Source organism: Nocardia sp. FBN12, assembly GCF_050320175.1.
Taxonomy (GTDB): domain Bacteria; phylum Actinomycetota; class Actinomycetes; order Mycobacteriales; family Mycobacteriaceae; genus Nocardia.
The window spans coordinates 922,292-942,389 of the sequence record NZ_CP190048.1 but is presented as its reverse complement, the minus strand read 5'-3'; the positions used below and the strand labels follow the sequence as shown (position 1 = coordinate 942,389).

Below are 20,098 nucleotides of genomic sequence, written 5' to 3'. Positions count from 1 at the left end.
GCGGTAGCCGAGGCTACTCTTCACGCGAGACTGGCGAGCGGATCGGCCCGTGTCAGCCCCGTGTCGTCGGCTGGAAAGGTACGCGCCGCACCGGGACCTGTCGAGCTGGTCTCGAAACGCACGGTCACCACGCCGTAGCCCGCGCCCTGTACCCACCCGTGCCCGAATTCCGGGTGATTCACATCCATTCCCGGAAACCACAGTCCCGCAGGCAGATTCGGCTGCTCTTCCGGTGGCGGCGCCGTGTCGGTGACGGTGCCGAGGTCCTCGGGCACGGCCTGATCGAGTTCGGGGAACAGCGATTCCTGTCGTACCAGCGACAATCCGCCGTAGCCGACCCCGACCAGACGGATCGGGCCGAGCTCGGCGGGGTCGATCGCGGAGCGTTGCGCGGCGGCGGCCAGAGTGGTCAGGTCGGCGGTGGCGTAGGGCAGGGTGAACGACCTGGTCACGATGCCCATATCGGACTTCTTGAGTTTGAGCACCACGGTGCGGGCTGCGCGGCCGTCGCGTTCGAGCCTGCGATGCGCCGAGGCGGCCATCGCGGTGACGGCGGCGCGCAGCTGCGCCATGGTGACGATGTCGCGCTCGTAGGTGTTCTCGGCGCTGATCTGTTTGGCCTCGGCGCGTTCGGCGACCGGGCGGTCGTCGATCCCGCGCGCGAGCCGGTGCAGGGCGGCGCCCATGCTGCCGCCGAGGATCGAGGCGGCCTCCGATTCCGGCAGTGCGGCGAACGCGCCGACCGTCTCGATACCGAGGCTGCGCAGCCTGCTCTCGGCGACCGGCCCGATCCCCCACAGTTTGCGCACCGGGAGCGAGGCGAGCAGTTCACCCTGCTCGGAGGGGGAAATCACCCGCATCCCATCGGGTTTCGCGAGGCCGGAGCCGATCTTGGCGAGTTGTTTCCCGGTCGCCGCGCCGATCGAGGCGGTGAGGCCGGTCTGCGCCAGGACGAGCGCGCGCAGCATCGCGCAGTAGTCCTGCACCTGCGCCACACTCGCGCCCGCCAACTCGGCGGGCTCGGCGAAGGCCTCGTCGAACGACAGCGTCTCCAGTACCGGAACACAGCTGCGCAACGCGTCGAACACCTGCCCGCTCAGCACCGAGTACAGCGCACCGCGCGGCGGCACGACCACGGCCGACACGCCGATCAGGCGCCGGGCCTGATGCATCGGCATGGCCGAACGCGCGCCGTAGACCCGAGCCTCGTAACTGGCCCCCGCGACCACTCCGCGCTGGGTCGCCCCACCGACGAGGACCGGGCGCCCCCGCAGCGTGGGTCTCGTCAATTGCTCTATCGAGGCGAAGAAGGCGTCCATATCGATGTGCAGCACCCAGCGCCGGGCAGTGACGGCCGCATCGGGCCTGGCCGGAGCCCCGGCGACAGGGGTGTGGGTGCGCACGAGTCGCAATCTACGCCCGGCCACCGACAATTCCCTCGAGCCGTTCACAACCGTGGCACACCGATCACCCAGGCGGATATGTGATGATCGAGGGATGAAGATCCGCAAGGCTGTCATTCCGGCGGCGGGAATCGGCTCCCGGCTGCTTCCGCTGACCAAGGCGACGCCGAAGGAGATGCTGCCGGTCGGTGACAAACCGGTCATCGAACACACGGTGCGTGAGCTGGTGTCCTCCGGGATCACCGACATCACCATCGTCGTGAGCAGCGGCAAGTCGCTGATCCAGGATCACTTCCGGCCGAATCCGGCGCTGGTCGCGCAACTACGCGCCGACGGCAAGTCCGCCTACGCCGACGCGGTCGAGGAAGTCGGTGAGCTCTCCCGCGAGGGCCACATCACCTACCTCGACCAGCACGGCCCGTACGGCAACGGCACGCCGGTGCTCAACGCCGCACGGCATCTGGGCGACGAACCGATGCTGGTGCTGTGGCCCGACGACGTGTTCGTCGCCGAGGTACCACGCGCCCAGCAGCTGATCACCGCCTACGAATCCACCGGATGCCCGGTGCTCGCGCTGCTGCCGATGTCGCCGGGCGAATCGCAGCGCTACGGCGTGCCGGTGGTGCGCGAGGACCTCGACGACGGACTCCTGCGCATCTCCGGCCTGATGGAGAAGCCAAAGCCCGAAGACGCACCGTCGGCCTTCGCGGCGATCGGCGGATACGTGGTGACGCCGGGCATCATCGACGAGCTGCGCATCCAGACCGAGAACTGGTACACCCACCAGACCGGCGAGGTGTACCTGACCGACGCGATCAACAACTACGCCGCCGAGCACGCGGTGTACGGCCAGGTCATCCAGGGTCGCTGGTACGACACCGGCAACCCGGCCGATTACCTGGTAGCCCAGTTCGCCTCGGCCCTTGCCCATCCCGAATACGGCCCGCTGCTACGGCAACTGGTGGACTGAGGTCGTTGTCGTGGCCCGCCCGATTCTGGACTGAGTGGAGGGTGCGACGAAGGAGTGCCCGGAGGGAGAGAAGAATCGGGGCCCGAAGGGCCGCGACCCGCGGCGCCAGCCGCCAACAATTCAGAACCTTCGGATCGCGAAGATGTCGAACTCGCGCAGCGGGTGTAGTCCGACCGGGATGCCCCAGTCGTGGGCGTCGAGGAGTTGGCCGCCGCCTGCGTAGATGCCGACGTGCGAGCCGTCGCCGTTGAGGATGACGACATCGCCGGGTGCCAGGCCGCCGAAGGTCACCGGGAGGCCGACTTTCGCCTGCTCCCAGGTGGTGCGCGGCAGGGTGACGCCGACCTGGCGGAATGCCCACTGGACCAGCGCCGAGCAGTCCCAGGAGTGCGGGCCGACGGCGCCCCACTCGTAGGGTTTGCCGATCTGGGTCAGGGCGGCGGTGAGTGCGCCGACGCCGGTCGCGCTGGGAAACGGAATCATGCCGGAGCCGCTGGAGCTACCCGACGACGAGCCGGATTCGCCCGAGCCCGACGAGCTGCCGGGCTGCGACCATGCCGGACCTGCCAGCACGAGGGTGGTGGTGATGGTGGTGACGAAGCCGAAGGCCAACCGTCTCACGAGTTTTCGCTTCATGTGCGCGCCCTTCCTCACGGCCGGGTGCTGAGCCTCCGGCTGGTCGGCTATCGGGCGGCATCGCCTGCGCCACCCGCTGATCCGGTGTCGCGCCGCGATGTTGCCATCGTCGACGCGGCACCGTTTCCACAGGACAATCGTCACGAGCAGTCACTGTCGCCTCAGCGGTTCCATGCGCATCAGCAGTAACATCACGATTCTGCCCGACTGATTCGCCGATGTCACAAAATTCAGCAACTTTCCAGCATCTTTTTTCGCACGCTCAGGCGATGAGGGTCAGCGCCGCCTTGATGCCCGCGCGCACCGTGTCGCTGTCGCCCACGCCGCCGCTGATCGTGACGCCATCGCGGGTGAGAAGTAGGGCGCGGGCCGCGTCGTCGGGGGCGGAATGGCCACCCACACGGAGGCGTTCGGCCATGAGTTCGCGAAACCAAGCACGGTAGTCGTCGACGACGCGGCGGACCGGATGTTCCGGATCGGGAAACTCGACGGCGGCGTTGAGGAACGGGCAGCCACGGAAGCCGGGGCCGCAGCTGATGTCGCGGAGGGTGTCGAAGATGGTGGTAATGGTGGCGAAGCCTTCGCCTTCGACCGATTCCAGCGCCTCGCGCTGGCGCGCGTATTCGCGCTGCAAATAGGCCACGACCAGGTCATCTTTGCTTTTGAAGTGCCGGTAGAAGGTGGCCTTGGCGACGCCGGCCTCGGCGATGATCCGGTCGATGCCGACCGTGTGCACGCCCTCGGCATAGAACAGCCGAGTAGCAGTTTCTAGTAGACGATCACGGGCTTCGCTCACCCCTTGACAATAGCAGACAGACCTGTCTACTCTCGGTCGCAAGTGAACAGACAAGTCTGTCTAGGAGGACACATCATGGCTCCCATCTACACCGCGATCGCCACCTCGGTCGGCCGCGACGGCCGTTCGTACACCGATGACGGCGTGCTCGATCTGAAGCTCGCCCGTCCCGAGGCGATGGGTGGCGACGGCGCGGGGACCAACCCCGAGCAGCTCTTCGCGGCGGGCTATTCGGCCTGTTTCGCGAGCGCGCTGCAGCTGGTCGCCAAGCGGATGAAGCTCGACGCCGACGACGCGTCGGTGACGGCCGAGGTCGGTTTGAATCCCCTCGAGGGCGGCCGGTTCGGCCTCTCGGTCGTGCTGCGCGTGGAGCTGCCGGAGCACCTGCACAACGAGCAGGGCGAACAACTGATCGAGACCACCCACCAGGTGTGCCCGTACTCCAACGCCACCCGGGGCAACATCCCGGTGGAACTGGTTGTCGAGTAACCGTCCACCGAACAAGAAAGGTCCGGGCGCTGAATGCCCGGACCTTTCTCAGCTGTACAGAACTCAGACCTTGGCGACCGAGACCTTCACGCCGCCCGTGATCTCGGCGGCATCGGCACCGGCATCACCGAAAGTCAGTGCGGTGGCGAGGATTTCCCCGGCGATCAGGTCGCGGTGGGTCGCGGCCCACTCCGCCCGCTCGGCGGGAACGTCGAGGACCACGCTGATCCGGTCGGACACGTCGAGCCCCTGCGACTTGCGGGTTTCCTGCAGGTCGCGGATGAGGTCGCGGGCCCAGCCCTCGGCCTCCAATTCCTCGGTGACCACCGAGTTCAGCACCACCAGGCCGGCATTACCGGGCAGGGCGGCGGTGGACTCGGGTTCGGCGGCCACCAGGCGCTGGGTGTACTCCTCGGGCAGCAGCGTGATTCCGGCAGCGGTCACGACACCGTCGGCGGATTCGCTCCACTCCCCTGCCTTGACGGCCTTGATCACCGTCTGGACCTGCTTGCCGATGCGCGGACCGGCGGCGCGCGCGTTGACGACCAGCTCGAACCGGCCGTGCGCGGAGACGTCGGTGGTCAGGTCGACCTTCTTGACGTTGACCTCGTCGGCGATCAGCTCGGTGAACGGTGCGAGCCGCTCGGCATCCGCCGCCGCGATGGTGACCTCGGCCAAGGGCAGCCGCACCCGCAGGTTCTGCGCCTTGCGCAGGCTCAGCACTGTCGAGCACACGACCCGCACCTCGTCCATGGCGGCGACGAGTTCGGGATCGTGCGGCAGCTCGGTCTCGGTCGGCCAGTCGGTCAGGTGCACCGAACGCTCGCCGGTGAGCCCACGCCAGATCACCTCGGTGATCAGCGGCAGCAGCGGTGCGGCGAGCCGGGTGACCACCTCGAGGACCGTGTGCAGGGTGTCGACCGCGTCGCGGTCCTCGGACCAGAAACGCGAACGCGACCGGCGCACATACCAATTGGTGAGCGCGTCGGCGAACCCACGCAGTTCGTCGGCGGCACCGGCGATGTCGTAGGTCTCGAGCGCCTCGGTGACCACGTCGCGGGTGACCGCGAGTTTGGCGAGGATGTAGCGATCGAGCACGTTCGGCGAATCCGTACGCCACACACCGGGCTTCGAGGCGTAGAGCTGCAGGAAGGTCCACGCGTTCCACAGCGGCCGCATCGCATGGCTCACGCCCTCGCGGATGCCACGCTCGGTGACGATGAGATTGCCACCGCGCAGGATGGGCGAACTCATCAGGAACCAGCGCATGGCGTCGGAGCCGTCGCGGTCGAAGACCTCGTTGACGTCGGGGTAGTTGCCCTTCGACTTCGACATCTTCAGGCCGTCGTCACCGAGCACGATGCCGTGCGCGGCAACGGTTTTGAACGACGGGGAGTCGAACAGCGCGGTCGAGAGCACGTGCAGCGTGTAGAACCAGCCGCGGGTCTGCCCGTTGTACTCGACGATGAAGTCGCCGGGGAAGTGGCTGTCGAACCATTCCTTGTTCTCGAACGGGTAGTGCACCTGGGCATACGGCATCGAGCCCGACTCGAACCAGCAGTCGAGCACCTCGGGTACCCGGCGCATGGTCGAGTTCCCGGTCGGGTCGTCGGGATTGGGCCGGGTGAGGTCGTCGATGTAGGGGCGGTGCAGGTCGGTGGGGCGCACGCCGAAGTCGGCTTCGAGCTGGTCCAGCGATCCGTAGACGTCCACGCGCGGGTAGGCCGGGTCGTCGGAGACCCACACCGGGATCGGGCTGCCCCAGTAGCGGTTTCGGCTGATGTTCCAGTCGCGCGCGCCTTCGAGCCACTTGCCGAACTGGCCGTCGCGGATGTGCTCGGGCACCCAGCTGATCTGCTGGTTGAGCTCGACCATCCGGTCGCGGAACTTGGTGACCGCGACGAACCACGACGGCACGGCCATGTAGATCAGCGGCTGGCCGGAGCGCCAGCTGTGCGGGTAGGAGTGTTCGATCGTCTCGTGCCGCAACAGCTTTCCGGCGGCCTTGAGGTCCTTGATGATCACCGGGTTGGCGTCGAACACCATCAGGCCCTCGTACGGCGGCACCATCGAGGTGAACTTGCCCGCCGGGTCGAGCGGCTGCACGATCTCGATCCCGTTCGCCGAGGCGACGTCCATGTCCTCCTCACCGAAAGCCGGCGCGAGGTGGACGACGCCGGTACCGGAATCGGTGGTGACGTAATCGGCCTCGAGCACGCGGTGCGCGTTCGGGTGGCCGAGGAAGAAGTCGAACGGCGGCCGGTACGACAGGCCTGCCAGCGCCGCGCCGTCGTACTCGCCGAGCACCTCCGGCTCGTCACCGAGCTCGCGGGCGTAGTGCGAGACCCGTTCGGCGGCAAGCACATAGCGCTTGTCATCGGCGCCGCGCACATGCACGTAGCGCACGTCGGGGTGCACCGCGATCGCGAGGTTGGACGGCAGGGTCCACGGCGTGGTGGTCCAGATCAGCGCATTCGCGCCGTCGAGGGCCGCGAAGGGATGCTCGGCCGGGACGACCAGCTGCATATCGACGGTGACCGCGGGGTCCTGCCGCATCTTGTACGCGTCGTCGAGGCGGGTCTCCTGGTTCGACAGCGGAGTCTGCTCGTACCAGCTGTAGGGCAGCACGCGGAAGCCCTGGTAGATCAGACCCTTCTCGTGCAGCGACTTGAACGCCCACATGACCGACTCCATGAAGTCGAGGTCGAGGGTCTTGTAGTCGTTGTCGAAGTCGACCCAGCGGGCCTGCCGGGTGACGTAGTCGCGCCACTCGCCGGTGTAGCGCAGCACCGACGACTTACAGGCGGCGTTGAACTCGGCCAGCCCCATTTCGTCGATCTGAGCCTTGTCGGTGATGCCGAGCTGCTTCTCCGCCTCGATCTCGGCGGGCAGGCCGTGGGTGTCCCAGCCGAAGCGGCGGTCGACCTTCTTACCGCGCATGGTCTGGAAGCGCGGGATCAGGTCCTTCACGTAGCCGGTCAGCAGGTGGCCGTAGTGCGGCAGGCCGTTGGCGAACGGAGGCCCGTCGTAGAAGACGAACTCGCCTTCTTCATCCCGGTTGTCGATGCTGGCGCGGAAGGTGTCGTCGCGGGCCCAGTAGTCGAGCACCTGGGTTTCGAGCTCCGGGAACGTCGCGCCCGCAGCCGCGCCGAAGTCGACCCGGGGGTATGCGCTACCGGTAGTTGTCTCGTCCGCCATCGCGGATTGCTCCTCGTGCCGCCGCGCCGTGAGCGCGAGATGTGGGCACGGGGACGATGTCGGCGCCGGTGCGCCGTACCGCGGTACCACCCCGTTTGCCTGGTCCACTCCCTACGGAACGGGCCAGGCCTCTCGTTGTGTGAGCTGTGACGGGCTCACCCGTTCGGTTCTACTGAGCGCGAACGCTGTTCTTCCGAAGGCTCCCCGGTGATAGCCGGATCAGTGCCATGTGTACTTGGATTCTAACCGGACGCGTCCAGCCGATATTTCGCGCCGGTTCAGTTCCGCCGGGAGTGCCGCCCGGCCGGGGTCGGTTCGCTCTCCGGTTTCCGGGTGGCCAGTGCGCTCACGAGCAAACTCGCGGCACCGACAACACAGATCACAATGCATCCCCAGGCCCATACCACCGAGCCGGTGGCGAGCGCCGCGACGAGCAGTCCGAAGCCGATCGCAGCAAGAACAAGCGTCAAGACGAGCATGCTGACTCCCAAGCAAACCGAGCAGCCCGAGGGTAACTGGGCGTTCCCGAATCACGCGACGCGCTGCGTCGCGCGACTCGGGAACCAGTTTACTTGCCGCCCTTGGCGAAGGAAGCCGGAGCGAGACTGTTGGCCGAACCGTTGGTTTCGCCCGCGAACTCGCCACCGTCGACCGGCACGGCCGACCCACGGTTCTCGAGCTCTTCCAGCTGCGATTCCAGGTAGGACTTCAGGCGCACGCGGTACTCGCGCTCGAAGGTCTTCAGCTGCTCGATGCGGCTTTCCAGCACCGTGCGCTGTTGCGTGATCGTGGCCATGATCTCGGCGTGCTGACGCTCGGCGTCGGCGGTGAGCGCCTCGGCCTTGTCCTTGGCCTGCCGGATCTGGGTGTCGGAGCGGTTCTGCGCGTCGGACAGCATCGCGTCGGACTTCTGCCGCGCGTCGGCGATCATCGCTTCCGAACGGGTGCGGGCGTCGCCGACCAGTCGCTCGGAGTTTGCCCGCGCGTTCGAGAGCAGTCCCTCGGCCTCGGTCTTGGCGTCGGTGGTCAGGCGATCAGCCATCTCCTGCGCCAGGGTGAGCACCTTCGCGGCCTGCATGTTCGCGTCCGGGCCGTTGTTCTGCACCGGCGCCGCGACGGGCATCGGCGCGGGCGGCGCGACCGGAACCGGCTGCGGGACAGGTTCTGGCGCTGGGGGAGGCGCCTGCTGTACGGGGGCTTTCGCGGCGTTGACCGGGGCGGGCCCGCGGTTCTTCTTGGCGTCGGCCAGCTCGGTGTCGAGTTCGGCGACCCGCTGACGCAGGTCGGCGTTCTCCTCGATCAGGCGCGAAAGCTCCTGTTCGACGAGATCCAGGAAGGCATCGACCTCGTCCTCGTTGTAGCCGCGCTTACCGATCGGCGGTTTGCTGAACGCGACGTTGTGCACATCGGCAGGAGTCAGCGGCATCGAAGGATCCCTTCACGCGTCTTTTGGAGAACTAGCAAGCGGTCTTCTCGATTCATTGTGTCACACGGAGGTCACGGGCTGCCCGAGCCTACCCACGATCGACATCAGGATGAAGACGAGGAAGAGCAGGACCATTATCGAAAGATCGAGACGAATCCCCCCAAGATTCACAGGAGGTATCAAACGCCTCAGCAGTTTCACCGGAGGGTCGGTAACAGTGAAGATCGCCTCGAGGACGATCACCACTACACCGGTCGGGCGCCAGTCGCGCGCGAAACTGCGAATGAACTCCACGATCACCCGACTGATGAGCAACAGCCAGAAGATGAAAAGCACGAGGTACAGAACCGCGAACAGGGCCACGGCTTCACTCTGCCGCAAAAAACGCGGCGTGCAAAATGGCCGCGCCGCGCAGTGCGCGGGCGGCCATCTCGGTAACGGGTGTGCGGACTCTATTTCTGGTTGTAGAAGCCGTTTTCGGCGATCCGGCGGCGTTCTTCCGCTGATACGTCGACATCGGCCGGTGAGAGCAGGAACACCTTTGTCGCCACCTTGTCGAACGAACCACGCAGCGCGAACGCCAGCCCGGCCGCGAAATCGACCAGCCTTTTCGCATCGGCATTGCTCAGGTCGACCAGATCCATGATGACCGGATTCCCTTCGCGGAACCGTTCACCGATGATCCTGGCCTCGCTGTAGTCGCGCGGACGCAGCGTGGTGATCTTGGACAAGGGACCTCCGTCCTCGAAGATCCCAGGACGCCGCGCGGGCGCGGGCTCGGGGCGCATGCGCTCCTCCAGCCTGCGCTCCTCGGCGTCGGGATCGACCGCGAGCGCACCACGAGTGGAGCCACGCATACCGGGTGCGACACCGCCTGCCCGGAAGGACCGGCCCGACGACGGCGCCGTTTCGATCCTGGTGGGGCGTCGCGGCGTCTCGTAGCGATCGTCGGCGTAGGTGTCGGCGACGTAATCGTCGCGACGCGCCTGGTAGGCCGACTTGTACGCCGGCTGCGGGAAGTCGTCGGCCTCGTCCTCGAAACGGTCGGCGCCGTAACGGTCTTCGGCATAGCGGTCGTAGCTGCGCGGGCGGGCGCGGCCCGCGCGCTCCTCGGCGCCACGAGGGGCATGATCGTCGACGTAGTCGTCTTCGTACTCATCGAGCGGAACCATGCCGAAGTACGCCTTGAACTTATGCAGGGTACTCATCTGGTCGACCTTCCTTCGGCCCCGGTGGCGGCCGGGTGTTGAAGTTCTTGCTCAGCGCCTCTTCGGCCCAATCGTATGTGTCGAATGTGACTGATGAGGTTTCTTTGCTACGCCGAGGTTATCGGTCGGGCGCCCATCAAGGCAGTTCCGACACGCACACACGTCGAACCGTGTTCGACCGCAATCTCCAAATCACCCGACATACCTGCAGAAAGTTCGGTGGCTTCGGCGTGTTGCGCGAGCAGCGAAGTGTGCAATGTCGCAAGATTCGCAAACGACACATCAGTCGGGGCGTCAAGGGGCGGAATCGCCATCAGACCGGCCAGATGCAGGCCGGGAGCCTTCGCTACCAGGTCGGCCAGGGTGAGCAGATCGGCGGGTGCGACACCCCCGCGTCCGGGGTCGGCGTCGAGGCTCACCTGCAGCAGCACCCGCAGCGGCGCGATACGCTCGCCGGCTGCGAGTGCGTCCTGCGCGGCTCTGTCCAGGGCGTTTGCCAGACGTTCGCTGTCTACCGACGCCACCGTGTGCGCCCAGCGGGCGGCCGAGCGAGCCTTGTTGCGTTGTAAACGGCCGATCATGTGCCATTCGACATCGTCGTAGGCGAGTTCGTCGACCTTCGCGGCGGCTTCCTGCTCACGGGACTCACCGAATTCGCGTCGGCCGAGAGCGTGCAGGATGGCGACATCGGCGGCCGGGAAGAACTTGGTCACCGGGAGCAGCTTGACCGAACCCGCCGGACGACCCGCGGATTCGACGGCGGCGTCGATGCGGGCGAGCAGACCGTCCAGGCGCGCGGACAGTTCCGCGGTGCGTGCTGTCGTCGCTGCGGTGTCCGAGGTCATACGCGTGCTCCGGTGGTCGTGCGGGTGCGGCCCGCGGTGGTTTCCGAGCCGGCGACCCGGCTCATCCGGGCGATGTTCACGCGGCGGCGTCCATCCAGATCACGCCGGCGATGCGGCCCGTCGGGGCACCGCGGCGGTGGCTGAACAGGGTTTTGTCCTCGATGGTGCAGCGGGGGTCGACGGCGATCCCGGCGACACCCGCCTCGGTGAGCTGTCGGCGGATGCCCGCGCGCAGGTCGAGGCCGGGGGTCTTGCGGACGGTGGTGGTGGCACTGCCCGGCAGGTGCGCTTCGACGTCGGCGCGCATGGCGGCGGGGACTTCGTACTGGCGACCCGAGGCGGCGGGGCCGAGGAAGGCGCCGATGCGGTCGATGCGGGCGCCGGCGGAGACCATCGCGTCGAGAACCCGGGGGACGATGCCGATTCTGGCACCGATGCGGCCCGCGTGGACGGCGGCGATGACGCCGACCTCGTCGTCGGAGAGCAGGATCGGCACGCAGTCGGCGGTGAGCACCACCAGCGCCAGGCCGGGCACGTTCGTGACCAGCGCGTCGGTCACCGGGACCGGTTCGGCGCGCGGCCCGTCGACGATCTCGACGGTGCGCCCGTGCACCTGCTCCATCCACACCAGCCGGTCAGGGGTGAGGCCGATGCCCTCGGCCAGCCGAATTCTGTTGCGGCGCACCGCTTCCGGATCGTCACCGACGTGGTCACCCAGGTTGAACGAGTCGTAGGGCGCGGCGGAGAAGCCACCGGCGCGGGTGGTGGTCACCCGGCGAACGGTCACGGTAGGAGGTGCGGAAGTCATGGTTCGAGGGTAGTGCGATCACGGGGTGGGACGGTCACCGCGCACAGTGACTTCGGTCAAGCTGACCCGAGCGGGGTTCGTTCGACCCGCACCGAACCTGATTCGACGACGGGGTGGCGGTGGTCGACTCCAAGACCGAGCCCGTCGCCTGCTCGGCCGAGAATGCCGTTACCAGGTCGTCCAGGTGCATGACAAGGAGGTCGAGTGCCACGAGGACTACACCTCCTACGAGGAGACGTTCGGCAGCGGCGGCACCGTCGCCTTCCTCTGTCTCGCCCCCAATTTCAAGGAGGGCAGCTGCTACAACGAGGGCATGATGACCGGGTACAAGTTCGTGCCGTGCACCGCGTCCGATGCCAGCTTCAAGGTCGTCAGCCGCGTCGACGGCCAGGTCGACGAGCAGCTGTGCGGCAAGGACGCCGACCAGGTGCTCGTGGTCAATGATCCGAAGATCACGTACTGCCTCGGCAGCGCCAAGGGCTGATCCCTCGCACCAACGTGAAAGCGCCCGAACTCGACAGGAGTTCGGGCGCTTTCACGTACAGCCTTATCGACGCATGAAGATGGGGACTTCGATGTCGTCGTCATCGTCGCCGTCGTCACGCGGCACCGAATTGTTGACCTCGTTCATCGCCCGCTCGGTGACCCGCTGACGCTCCGACTCCCGGTACCGCTCGGTATCGCGGTAGTTCGGCGCAGCGGCCCGACCACCGGACACCCCGGCCGTGGCGGGCTCGGTGGGCCGTGTCGGCGCCTCGGGGGCGCGCCCCTGGCCGATCTCGCCCGCGCGACCGGAACCGATCGGGTTGGCCCCGGTCCGGCTCGTCGGGGCCGTCGTGCTCTCGAGACTGCGCCGCGACGGGCCGCCACCGTCGAATCCCGCGGCGATGACGGTGACACGCACCTCGTCGCCGAGCGAATCGTCGATGACCGTACCGAAGATGATGTTGGCCTCGATGTGGGCCGCCTCCTGCACCAGCGAGGCCGCCTCGTTGATCTCGAACAGGCCGAGATCGGACCCGCCCGCGATCGACAGCAGCACGCCGTGCGCGCCGTCCATGGAGGCTTCCAGCAGCGGCGAGTTGATCGCCGTCTCGGCCGCCTTCACCGAACGACCCTCACCGCGCGCCGAGCCGATGCCCATGAGTGCCGATCCGGCACCCGACATCACGCTCTTGACGTCGGCGAAGTCGACGTTGATCAGGCCGGGGGTGGTGATCAGGTCGGTAATACCCTGAACACCGTTGAGCAGCACCTCATCCGCGGAGCGGAAGGCGTCCATCAGACTCACGGCCGCGTCGCCCAGCTGCAGCAGCCGGTCGTTCGGAATGACGATGAGGGTGTCGCACGACTCGCGAAGCAGGTTGATCCCTACTTCGGCCTGGTTCCCGCGCCGTTTTCCTTCGAAGGAGAACGGCCGGGTGACGACCCCTATAGTCAGGGCGCCCAACTTGCGGGCGATGCTGGCGACGACGGGGGCGCCACCGGTACCGGTGCCACCACCCTCGCCTGCGGTGACGAAGACCATGTCGGCGCCCTTGAGCACCTCTTCGATCTCGTCCTTGTGGTCCTCGGCGGCCTTACGGCCGACTTCCGGATCGGCGCCGGCTCCGAGACCGCGGGTGAGTTCGCGACCGACATCGAGTTTGACGTCGGCATCACTCATCAGCAGGGCTTGCGCGTCGGTATTGACCGCGATGAACTCGACTCCCTTGAGTCCCTGTTCGATCATTCGGTTGACGGCGTTCACGCCGCCGCCGCCGATACCGACGACCTTGATCACTGCAAGGTAGTTGTGCGGGGGCGTCATGGGCTCTCGCCTTCCTTCGATCTTAAACCCTCAACCTCAACCATAGGGTTGGCGTTATGTCAAGTATCCGACTGCTGCGGAACGCTATTCGCAGCCACTGCGATCCCGGCGCAGGCGCGCCGAGACGAGAGCCAGAATCTTGTGCCACAAAGAATGTCGCTCACTTTACCGTGACCAGATTCGGACTCGAAACGTCGAACACGGTCCCCTCACGGGTCAGGAGCGGCAACACGACGGCAGCTTTGCGCTCGCCGTCGCCCGTACCGCCCCACACTACCTTTCGACCGTCGCGCAGGCTCAGCGAGACGTCCGAAATAGACCGTGCGACAACCTCGCCCACCTGAACCGACAGCGCGGGCGGCAGGGTCACCAGCACAGCTACCGCTGCTCGGGCGGCCGCGGGGCCGGTGAACGAGCCCTCGGTGAGCAATTTCGGTACCCCGATCGGCGGTTCGGGTTCGATCGCGAATTCGACGCTCTCGGCGTCGATCAGGTGGGCGCCGTCCGGTGCGTCGAAATACACCACCGGTGTTCGCTCCACGACGGTCACCAGCACTGTCGAGGGGAATTTACGTTGTACCCGGACCGAACGCACCTTCGGGATCGCGGCGACGCGCTGCGCGATCGCGGTGGTATCGATGCGCAACATCGAACGGCCGTCCGGAATTTCGAGGCGCCCGCGCACATCGGCCTCCGGCACCACCGACAGGCCGTCGACGCGCACAGTACGCACCGACAGCGCCGGAGTGAACCAGGCCAGTGCCACCACCAGGGTCACCACGACCACCCCGACCACCGTCCAGAGACGGTAGCCGTGCCACCCGCGCGCGGCGGGCATCGGCAATCTCACCGGCCGCCCTGCTGCGGCCTGGCCCGCAGGCCGTCGAGGATCTGGGTGCCGAGCATGGTGACATCGCCGGCGCCCATGGTGATCACCACGTCGCCGTCGCCCGCGAGGCCGGCGACCTGCTTGCCGACCTTGGACATATCCGGCTGGTAGTGCACGGGTTTGGTCACCGACTGGGCGACCAGCGCGCCGTTGACGCCGGGCAGCGGGTCTTCGCGGGCGCCGTAGACGTCGAGCACGACCACCTCGTCGGCCAGGCTCAACGCGGTGCCGAACTCCGTGGCGAAAGTGGCGGTGCGGCTGTACAGATGCGGCTGGAACACCACGATCACCCGACCCCGCTGCAGGCGCGCACCGTCACGCGCTTCCTGGGCGACGAGCTGCGCGGCGGCCTCGAGCACCGCCCTGACCTCGGTGGGATGGTGGGCGTAATCGTCGAAGACGCGCACCCCGTTTTCCCGGCCGGTGAACTGGAACCGGCGATGCACGCCACCGAATCCCTCCAGGCCCTGCACGATCTCGTCGACATCGGCGCCGGTGGCGCGGGCGGCCAGCAGCGCGGCCAGCGCGTTGAGCGCCATGTGCCTGCCGGGTACCGACAGTCGCAGCGCGCGCGGGGTGGGTTCGCCGTCGAGCTGGAATTCGACGATGCCGCCGACGTCACGCGGTTGCCAGTCGAGCAGCCGCGCTCCGACGGTCACGGGCGCGTCGGTGAGATCGCCCGATCCGTAACCGAGAACCGTGATCCCGCGTTCGGCCATGCGCGGCGCGACCCGCTGGGCGAACGCGCGCGAACCGGGATCGTCGAGGCACACCACCAGCAGGCCGCCGGAAGCGAGCCGGTCGGCGAAATCGTCGAAGACCTGGATGTAGGCCTCATCGGTGCCGAAGTAGTCGAGGTGGTCGGATTCGATATTGGTGACCACGGCGACGTCCGGGTCGTATTGCAGCAGGGAACCGTCGGACTCGTCGGCCTCGGCGACGAATATGTCACCGCTGCCGTGGTGGGCGTTGGTGCCCGCCTCGTTGAGCTCGCCGCCGACCGCGAACGACGGATCGGCGCCGCAGTGCTGCAGCGTGACGATCAGCATCGAGGTGGTCGAGGTCTTGCCGTGGGTGCCCGACACCAGCAAGGTGTTGTGCCCGCGCATCAACGAGGCCAGCACCGTGGGACGCATCAGGACGGGGATATTGCGCCGATTCGCTTCGACCAGTTCGGGATTGGTCTTCGGGATGGCGGCGTATGTGGTGACGACGGCCGTCGGGCCGCCGGGCAGCAGGTCGAGCGCGTCGGCGGCGTGGCCGATACGCACCTCGGCACCGCGGGCCCGCAGCGACAGCACGCCGCGGCTTTCGCGGGCATCGGAGCCGGAGACCTGGCCACCACGCGAGAGCAGGATGCGCGCGATGCCGGACATGCCTGCACCACCGATGCCGACCATGTGCACGCGCGCGAGTTCGGGTGGCAGGGCGGCCTCGCCTGCGATCGAACCACCGCGCTCGGCTTCGGGCTCGCTCATCGGGCGACCTCGGTGACGATCCTGGCCACCGTGTCGGCAGCGTCGCGATGGCCTGCGCCTGCGGCGGCGCGGCTCATCTGCGCGAGTCGAGCGGGGTCGAGCAGCAGCGGAATCACCTCATCGATCACGTATTTCGGGGTCAGCTCGGCGTCGGCCACTATTGTGCCACCACCTTGGGCCACCACCGGTCGGGCGTTGAATTCCTGTTCGCCGTTGCCGTGTGGCAGCGGCACATAGAAGGCCGGCAGGCCGACCGCCGACACCTCGGCCACCGTCATCGCGCCGGATCGGCAGACCACCGCGTCGGCGGCGGCGTAGGCCAGGTCCATTCGCGACAGGTAGGGCACCGCAATGTATTCGGCGGCTGGCGCCGCGGGTAATTCCAAGGTGTTCTTGGGGCCGTGCGCGTGCAGCACCGAGACACCGGCGGCCGCGAGTTGCGGTGCGGCACCGGACACGGCCTCGTTGAGGCTGCGCGCGCCCTGCGAACCGCCGAACACCAGCAGTACCGGGCCCTCGGCGGGCAGTCCGAAGTGCGCGCGAGCCTGCGCCCGCAGTGCCGGACGATCGAGCTCGGTGATGGAGGCGCGCACCGGAATTCCGACGACCTCGGCACCCGCCAGCCCCGAATCGGGGACGGCGGCGAGCACTTTCGCGGCAAGACGAGCGCCGACCTTGTTGGCGATCCCGGCTTTCGCGTTGGCCTCGTGCACGATCACCGGCACCTTGCGCTTGCGGCCGAACAGCCCGCCGCGCGCGGCGAGATACGCGGGCAGTGCGACATAGCCGCCGAACCCGATGATCACGTCGGCCTGCACGTCGTCGATCACCGCCCTGGTGGCCTTGACCGAGGCGCGCACCCGGCCGGGCAGCCGCAGCAGGTCGGCAGAGGGTTTGCGCGGCAACGGCACCGGCGGGATGAGTTCCAGCGGGTACCCGCGTTCGGGCACCAGTTTCGTCTCGAGTCCACGTTCGGTTCCCAAGGCCGTCACCCGGATCGAATCGTCGAGTCTGCGCAGCGCGTCGGCGACTGCCAACGCGGGTTCGATGTGGCCTGCGGTTCCCCCGCCTGCGACGATCACCGACAACCCGGATCGCGGGTTACTCACCTGGATCTACCTCGTTCTCTCTGTCGTATCGAAACTCGCGAAGCACTGGTCACGTTCCGCTACCTCCGCCGGTCCGCCGTTTCACCGGGCGGTGTGGCATCGGGTAGGTCGGCTCCCACGCTCTTGTCGACCGTAGCGAACTCGTGCCGCGGCTCTCCGGCGCGCGTCGCCTGCGGTCGGCGGGCGGCTGGCGGCGGGGTGGCTGACGTGGGCGTTCGGTTCTGGCGCGCGGGGCGGCCTTTCGCGGCGCGCTCGGCGGGGTGTACACCTCGGGCACCGGCAGCCGGAGCAGCCTGCTGAATCTGCCGTCCTGACCGGCCTGCAACGCCGACACGGCCTCCGGTTCGTGCCGGGCGGCGCTGGCGATGATGCCGAACATGAACAGCGTGATCGCCAGCGACGAACCACCGGCCGAGACCAGCGGCAGCTGCAGACCGGTCACCGGCAGCAGCCCGACGACGTAGCCGATATTGATCAGCGCTTGCGCGGTGATCCAGGTGGTCGCGGTGGCGGTGAGCAGACGCAGGAACGGGTCGACCGAGCGCAACGCGATGCGGATACCGGTGTAGACGAACAGGGCCAGCAGCGCCAGCACCAGCATGCAGCCGAGGAAGCCGAGTTCCTCGCCGATGATGGCGAAGATGAAGTCGTTGTGCGAGTTGGGCAGGTAGCTCCACTTCGCGCGGCTCTGACCGAGGCCGCGGCCCCAGATACCGCCGTCGGCGAGGGAGTACTTGGCCTGGCGCGCCTGGTAGTTGACGCCCTGCGGATCGTCACCGGGATTGAAGAACGCGCGCACCCGGTCGGAGCGATAACCGGCCGACAGCGCCAGCACGGACGCGGCGACCACGCCGGTCACCATGATCCCGACGAACAACCGCACCGGCAGCCCGCCGAACCACAGCAACGCCATCAACACGATGCCGAGCGCGATCGTGGTCGACAGGTTCGGCTCGAGCACCACCAGCAGACACACCAGCAGACCGGCGGGCACCAGCGGTACCAGGATGTCCTTGAGCTGGGCGCCCCGGCGCGAGGCGAGCAGGTGCGCGCCCCACACGATCAGGGTCAGCTTGACGACTTCGGAGGGCTGGATCGACAGCGGGCCGATGTCGAACCAGCGCCGCGCGCCGCCGTGGATCGAGCCGATGCCGGGAATGAGCACCAGCACCAGCGCGAGCACCGACAAGCTGAAGATCGGGAACGACCACTGGCGCAGGAACCGCAGCGGCAGGCGCAGCGCCACATAGAACGCGACAGCGCCGAGCGCGGCGAACATCGCCTGCTGGACGAACAGCGCGTAGGCCGAACCGCCACCGGCATAGGCCTCGACGCTCGACGCCGACAGCACCATCACCAGACCGAGCACGGTGAGCAGGGTCGCGATGGTGACGATCAGGTGGAACGACGCGAGCGGCCGCGCCAACCACGCCCCGAACCGCTCCCCCGCCCAGTTCGGCTGCCCCGAACTCTTGCGGCGAGTACTGCCGCGGCCCTTGTCGTCCACGCTGCCCCGGCTTTTACCCACGTTGTCCCCTCTTGGGCGATGGCGGGTCCACCGGGCGCGCGTGCGTCATAGCGCCCGCCCGATGTCACCATCTTCCAGTGCCGTCACCGCATCCACGAAACAGCGTCCGCGGTGGGTGTAGTCGTCGTACATGTCCAGGGAAGCCGCCGCGGGCGCGAGCAGTACGGTATCTCCGGCGCGAGCCAGACCCGCCGCGGCACGCACCGCGCGGCCCATGACCGCCTCGGCTCGCTGGGATCTCGACGACTCCATGTCTGCATCGTCTCCCGCATCCAGCTCGATGACCGGGACTTCGGGTGCGTGTCGCGTCATCGCGGCGGCGATCACCGGCGCGTCGGCCCCGAACAGCACCGCGCCGACCAGCCGATCACCGATCTCCTCGATCAGATCGTCGACACTGGCGCCCTTGAGCAGACCGCCCGCCACCCACACCACCTGCGGGTGCGCCATGATCGCGGCGCGCGCGGCGTGCGGGTTGGTGGCCTTGGAGTCGTCGATGAACTCGACACCGCCGAGTTCGCGGACGAACGCGGTGCGGTGCGGGCCCACCTTGTGCTCGGCGAGGCCTTCCTTGACGAACTGCGGTGCCACGTCGATGGCCCTGGTCAGCGCGGACGCGGCCAGCGCGTCGGCGATGCCCGCGGGTCCCGGCGGGCTGATGTCGCTGGTCTCGGCGAGGATCGCGGCCTTGGTGAAGGCGCGGTCGAGCAGTTTGCCGTCGACCACGCCCAGCTCGCCGTCGGCGGGGACACCGATCCGGAAGCCGACCGTGCGGCGAGCTTTGGCCTTACGGGCCAGTGCGCCCGCGACCGGGTCGTCGAGGCCGACGACGCCGACGCGACCGGTGAGCGCGCGCGCCTTCGCGGCGGCGTAGGCATCGAGGCCGCCGTGCCAGTCCAGGTGATCCTCGGCGACGTTGAGCACGACACCGGCTTCGGGTCGCACCGACGGCGCCCAGTGCAGCTGGAACGAGGACAGCTCGACGGCGAGAACCTGCGGGCCGGGGTTGCGGCGCAGCGCGTCCAGGATCGGCAGGCCGATATTGCCGCAGGCCACGCTGGAGATGCCGGCGGCGCGCAGGATCGAGTGCGTCATGTTGGTGGTGGTGGTCTTGCCGTTGGTGCCGGTGATCACCAGCCATTTGCGGACCGGGCCGTAGATGCGGGCCTGATCGACCCACCAGGCGAATTCGACGTCACCCCAGACGGGCACGCCCTCGGTGACCGCCGAGACCAGCACCGGTGAGTCCGGTCGCCAGCCCGGGCTGGTGATCACGAGCGCGAACCGGCTCAGGTCGGCGCTTTCGAGTTCGACGCTGGTGGCGATCTCGAGACCGAGTTCGGCGGCTTCGGCGAGTGCCTTGGCGCCGTTGTCGGTGACCACCGGGTGGGCGCCGATATCGCGCAGCGGTTCGATCAGCGAGCGTCCGGAGACGCCCCAACCGGCGACGAGAACGTCACGGCCACGCAGGAATTCGAGCATCGGGCCCGGGGAACGCAGGGCGC

At 67.7% G+C, this 20,098-nt stretch carries 19 protein-coding genes; 3 read left to right on the top strand and 16 right to left on the bottom strand.

Annotated features, from left to right (window positions below):
• Nucleotides 1–20 precede the first annotated feature (20 nt).
• The gene (locus ACQHI0_RS04755; protein ID WP_427909084.1) at nucleotides 21–1,319 is read right to left on the bottom strand and encodes a DNA polymerase IV; all 1,299 of its coding nucleotides are present in this window, start codon (nucleotides 1,317–1,319) and stop codon (nucleotides 21–23) included.
• A 178-nt stretch (nucleotides 1,320–1,497) separates the two neighbouring features.
• Between ACQHI0_RS04755 and ACQHI0_RS04750 the strand changes: the two genes are divergently transcribed.
• Entirely contained in the window at nucleotides 1,498–2,373 is an 876-nt protein-coding gene (locus ACQHI0_RS04750; protein ID WP_427906703.1) for a UTP--glucose-1-phosphate uridylyltransferase, read from the top strand.
• Nucleotides 2,374–2,493: 120 nt separating this feature from the next.
• Here the strand turns inward: ACQHI0_RS04750 and ACQHI0_RS04745 are convergent, their stop codons facing one another.
• Both ACQHI0_RS04745 and ACQHI0_RS04740 read right to left on the bottom strand, forming a co-directional pair.
• Nucleotides 2,494–3,009, bottom strand: a complete 516-nt coding sequence (locus tag ACQHI0_RS04745) for an NlpC/P60 family protein (protein WP_427906702.1) — start codon at nucleotides 3,007–3,009, stop codon at nucleotides 2,494–2,496.
• Nucleotides 3,010–3,271: 262 nt separating this feature from the next.
• Nucleotides 3,272–3,805 (bottom strand): TetR/AcrR family transcriptional regulator, encoded by a 534-nt coding sequence (locus ACQHI0_RS04740; protein ID WP_427906701.1) that lies wholly within the window; start codon nucleotides 3,803–3,805, stop codon nucleotides 3,272–3,274.
• 75 nt (nucleotides 3,806–3,880) lie between these two features.
• Here ACQHI0_RS04740 and ACQHI0_RS04735 point away from each other — a divergent pair, with 75 nt between their 5' ends.
• Complete coding sequence (locus ACQHI0_RS04735; protein WP_427906700.1) at nucleotides 3,881–4,294, top strand: organic hydroperoxide resistance protein; 414 nt, start codon at nucleotides 3,881–3,883, stop codon at nucleotides 4,292–4,294.
• A 63-nt stretch (nucleotides 4,295–4,357) separates the two neighbouring features.
• Here ACQHI0_RS04735 and ileS read toward each other — a convergent pair whose 3' ends face one another.
• The 7 genes from ileS to pgeF all read right to left on the bottom strand — a co-directional run bounded on the left by ileS (nucleotide 4,358) and on the right by pgeF (nucleotide 11,779).
• On the bottom strand, nucleotides 4,358–7,492 hold the full coding sequence (ileS, locus tag ACQHI0_RS04730) for an isoleucine--tRNA ligase (RefSeq protein WP_427906699.1): 3,135 nt from the start codon (nucleotides 7,490–7,492) through the stop codon (nucleotides 4,358–4,360).
• Between the two features lie 278 nt (nucleotides 7,493–7,770).
• Nucleotides 7,771–7,971: a hypothetical protein gene (locus ACQHI0_RS04725; RefSeq protein ID WP_427906698.1), complete on the bottom strand. Its 201-nt coding sequence runs from the start codon at nucleotides 7,969–7,971 to the stop codon at nucleotides 7,771–7,773.
• A gap of 89 nt (nucleotides 7,972–8,060) precedes the next feature.
• A complete protein-coding gene (gene wag31, locus ACQHI0_RS04720) occupies nucleotides 8,061–8,918 on the bottom strand; it encodes a DivIVA-like cell division protein Wag31 (RefSeq protein WP_427906697.1) in 858 nt (285 codons plus the stop codon).
• A gap of 60 nt (nucleotides 8,919–8,978) precedes the next feature.
• A complete protein-coding gene (locus ACQHI0_RS04715; protein WP_067459304.1) occupies nucleotides 8,979–9,281 on the bottom strand; it encodes a YggT family protein in 303 nt (100 codons plus the stop codon).
• A gap of 89 nt (nucleotides 9,282–9,370) precedes the next feature.
• Nucleotides 9,371–10,126 carry a cell division protein SepF gene (locus tag ACQHI0_RS04710; RefSeq protein WP_266299555.1) on the bottom strand — a complete coding sequence of 252 codons (756 nt, stop codon included), beginning with the start codon at nucleotides 10,124–10,126 and terminating at the stop codon, nucleotides 9,371–9,373.
• A 107-nt stretch (nucleotides 10,127–10,233) separates the two neighbouring features.
• Nucleotides 10,234–10,971, bottom strand: a complete 738-nt coding sequence (locus ACQHI0_RS04705; protein WP_427906696.1) for a YggS family pyridoxal phosphate-dependent enzyme — start codon at nucleotides 10,969–10,971, stop codon at nucleotides 10,234–10,236.
• Nucleotides 10,972–11,047: 76 nt separating this feature from the next.
• Complete coding sequence (gene pgeF, locus ACQHI0_RS04700; RefSeq protein ID WP_427906695.1) at nucleotides 11,048–11,779, bottom strand: peptidoglycan editing factor PgeF; 732 nt, start codon at nucleotides 11,777–11,779, stop codon at nucleotides 11,048–11,050.
• 184 nt (nucleotides 11,780–11,963) lie between these two features.
• Here pgeF and ACQHI0_RS04695 point away from each other — a divergent pair, with 184 nt between their 5' ends.
• A complete protein-coding gene (locus ACQHI0_RS04695; RefSeq protein WP_427906694.1) occupies nucleotides 11,964–12,263 on the top strand; it encodes an LppU/SCO3897 family protein in 300 nt (99 codons plus the stop codon).
• Between the two features lie 63 nt (nucleotides 12,264–12,326).
• Here ACQHI0_RS04695 and ftsZ read toward each other — a convergent pair whose 3' ends face one another.
• From ftsZ to murD, 6 genes are all read right to left on the bottom strand, one after another.
• Nucleotides 12,327–13,589, bottom strand: a complete 1,263-nt coding sequence (gene ftsZ, locus ACQHI0_RS04690) for a cell division protein FtsZ (protein WP_427906693.1) — start codon at nucleotides 13,587–13,589, stop codon at nucleotides 12,327–12,329.
• 160 nt (nucleotides 13,590–13,749) lie between these two features.
• Nucleotides 13,750–14,427, bottom strand: coding sequence for a cell division protein FtsQ/DivIB (locus ACQHI0_RS04685; protein WP_427909083.1), 678 nt, complete (start codon nucleotides 14,425–14,427; stop codon nucleotides 13,750–13,752).
• Between the two features lie 8 nt (nucleotides 14,428–14,435).
• A complete protein-coding gene (murC, locus tag ACQHI0_RS04680) occupies nucleotides 14,436–15,956 on the bottom strand; it encodes a UDP-N-acetylmuramate--L-alanine ligase (RefSeq protein ID WP_427906692.1) in 1,521 nt (506 codons plus the stop codon).
• Nucleotides 15,953–17,065 (bottom strand): undecaprenyldiphospho-muramoylpentapeptide beta-N-acetylglucosaminyltransferase, encoded by a 1,113-nt coding sequence (gene murG, locus ACQHI0_RS04675; RefSeq protein ID WP_427906691.1) that lies wholly within the window; start codon nucleotides 17,063–17,065, stop codon nucleotides 15,953–15,955. The genes murC and murG overlap by 4 nt, the downstream gene beginning before the upstream one ends.
• A 49-nt stretch (nucleotides 17,066–17,114) precedes the next feature.
• Nucleotides 17,115–18,491, bottom strand: a complete 1,377-nt coding sequence (ftsW, locus tag ACQHI0_RS04670) for a putative lipid II flippase FtsW (RefSeq protein ID WP_427909082.1) — start codon at nucleotides 18,489–18,491, stop codon at nucleotides 17,115–17,117.
• A 147-nt stretch (nucleotides 18,492–18,638) separates the two neighbouring features.
• Nucleotides 18,639–20,075 carry a UDP-N-acetylmuramoyl-L-alanine--D-glutamate ligase gene (gene murD / locus ACQHI0_RS04665; protein WP_427909081.1) on the bottom strand — a complete coding sequence of 479 codons (1,437 nt, stop codon included), beginning with the start codon at nucleotides 20,073–20,075 and terminating at the stop codon, nucleotides 18,639–18,641.
• Between the last annotated feature and the right edge of the window lie 23 nt (nucleotides 20,076–20,098).

Excerpts from the sequence above, each read along its gene's own strand:
- murC (WP_427906692.1), bottom strand. The coding sequence starts at position 15,956 with ATGAGCGAGCCCGAAGCCGAGCGCGGTGGTTCGATCGCAGGCGAGGCC.
- ACQHI0_RS04735 (WP_427906700.1), top strand. The coding sequence starts at position 3,881 with ATGGCTCCCATCTACACCGCGATCGCCACCTCGGTCGGCCGCGACGGC.
- ACQHI0_RS04745 (WP_427906702.1), bottom strand. The coding sequence starts at position 3,009 with ATGAAGCGAAAACTCGTGAGACGGTTGGCCTTCGGCTTCGTCACCACC.
- ACQHI0_RS04710 (WP_266299555.1), bottom strand. The coding sequence starts at position 10,126 with ATGAGTACCCTGCATAAGTTCAAGGCGTACTTCGGCATGGTTCCGCTC.
- ACQHI0_RS04685 (WP_427909083.1), bottom strand. The coding sequence starts at position 14,427 with ATGCCCGCCGCGCGCGGGTGGCACGGCTACCGTCTCTGGACGGTGGTC.
- ileS (WP_427906699.1), bottom strand. The coding sequence starts at position 7,492 with ATGGCGGACGAGACAACTACCGGTAGCGCATACCCCCGGGTCGACTTC.
- ftsZ (WP_427906693.1), bottom strand. The coding sequence starts at position 13,589 with ATGACGCCCCCGCACAACTACCTTGCAGTGATCAAGGTCGTCGGTATC.
- murD (WP_427909081.1), bottom strand. The coding sequence starts at position 20,075 with ATGCTCGAATTCCTGCGTGGCCGTGACGTTCTCGTCGCCGGTTGGGGC.
- ACQHI0_RS04725 (WP_427906698.1), bottom strand. The coding sequence starts at position 7,971 with ATGCTCGTCTTGACGCTTGTTCTTGCTGCGATCGGCTTCGGACTGCTC.
- ACQHI0_RS04755 (WP_427909084.1), bottom strand. The coding sequence starts at position 1,319 with ATGGACGCCTTCTTCGCCTCGATAGAGCAATTGACGAGACCCACGCTG.
- ACQHI0_RS04705 (WP_427906696.1), bottom strand. The coding sequence starts at position 10,971 with ATGACCTCGGACACCGCAGCGACGACAGCACGCACCGCGGAACTGTCC.
- wag31 (WP_427906697.1), bottom strand. The coding sequence starts at position 8,918 with ATGCCGCTGACTCCTGCCGATGTGCACAACGTCGCGTTCAGCAAACCG.
- ACQHI0_RS04750 (WP_427906703.1), top strand. The coding sequence starts at position 1,498 with ATGAAGATCCGCAAGGCTGTCATTCCGGCGGCGGGAATCGGCTCCCGG.
- pgeF (WP_427906695.1), bottom strand. The coding sequence starts at position 11,779 with ATGACTTCCGCACCTCCTACCGTGACCGTTCGCCGGGTGACCACCACC.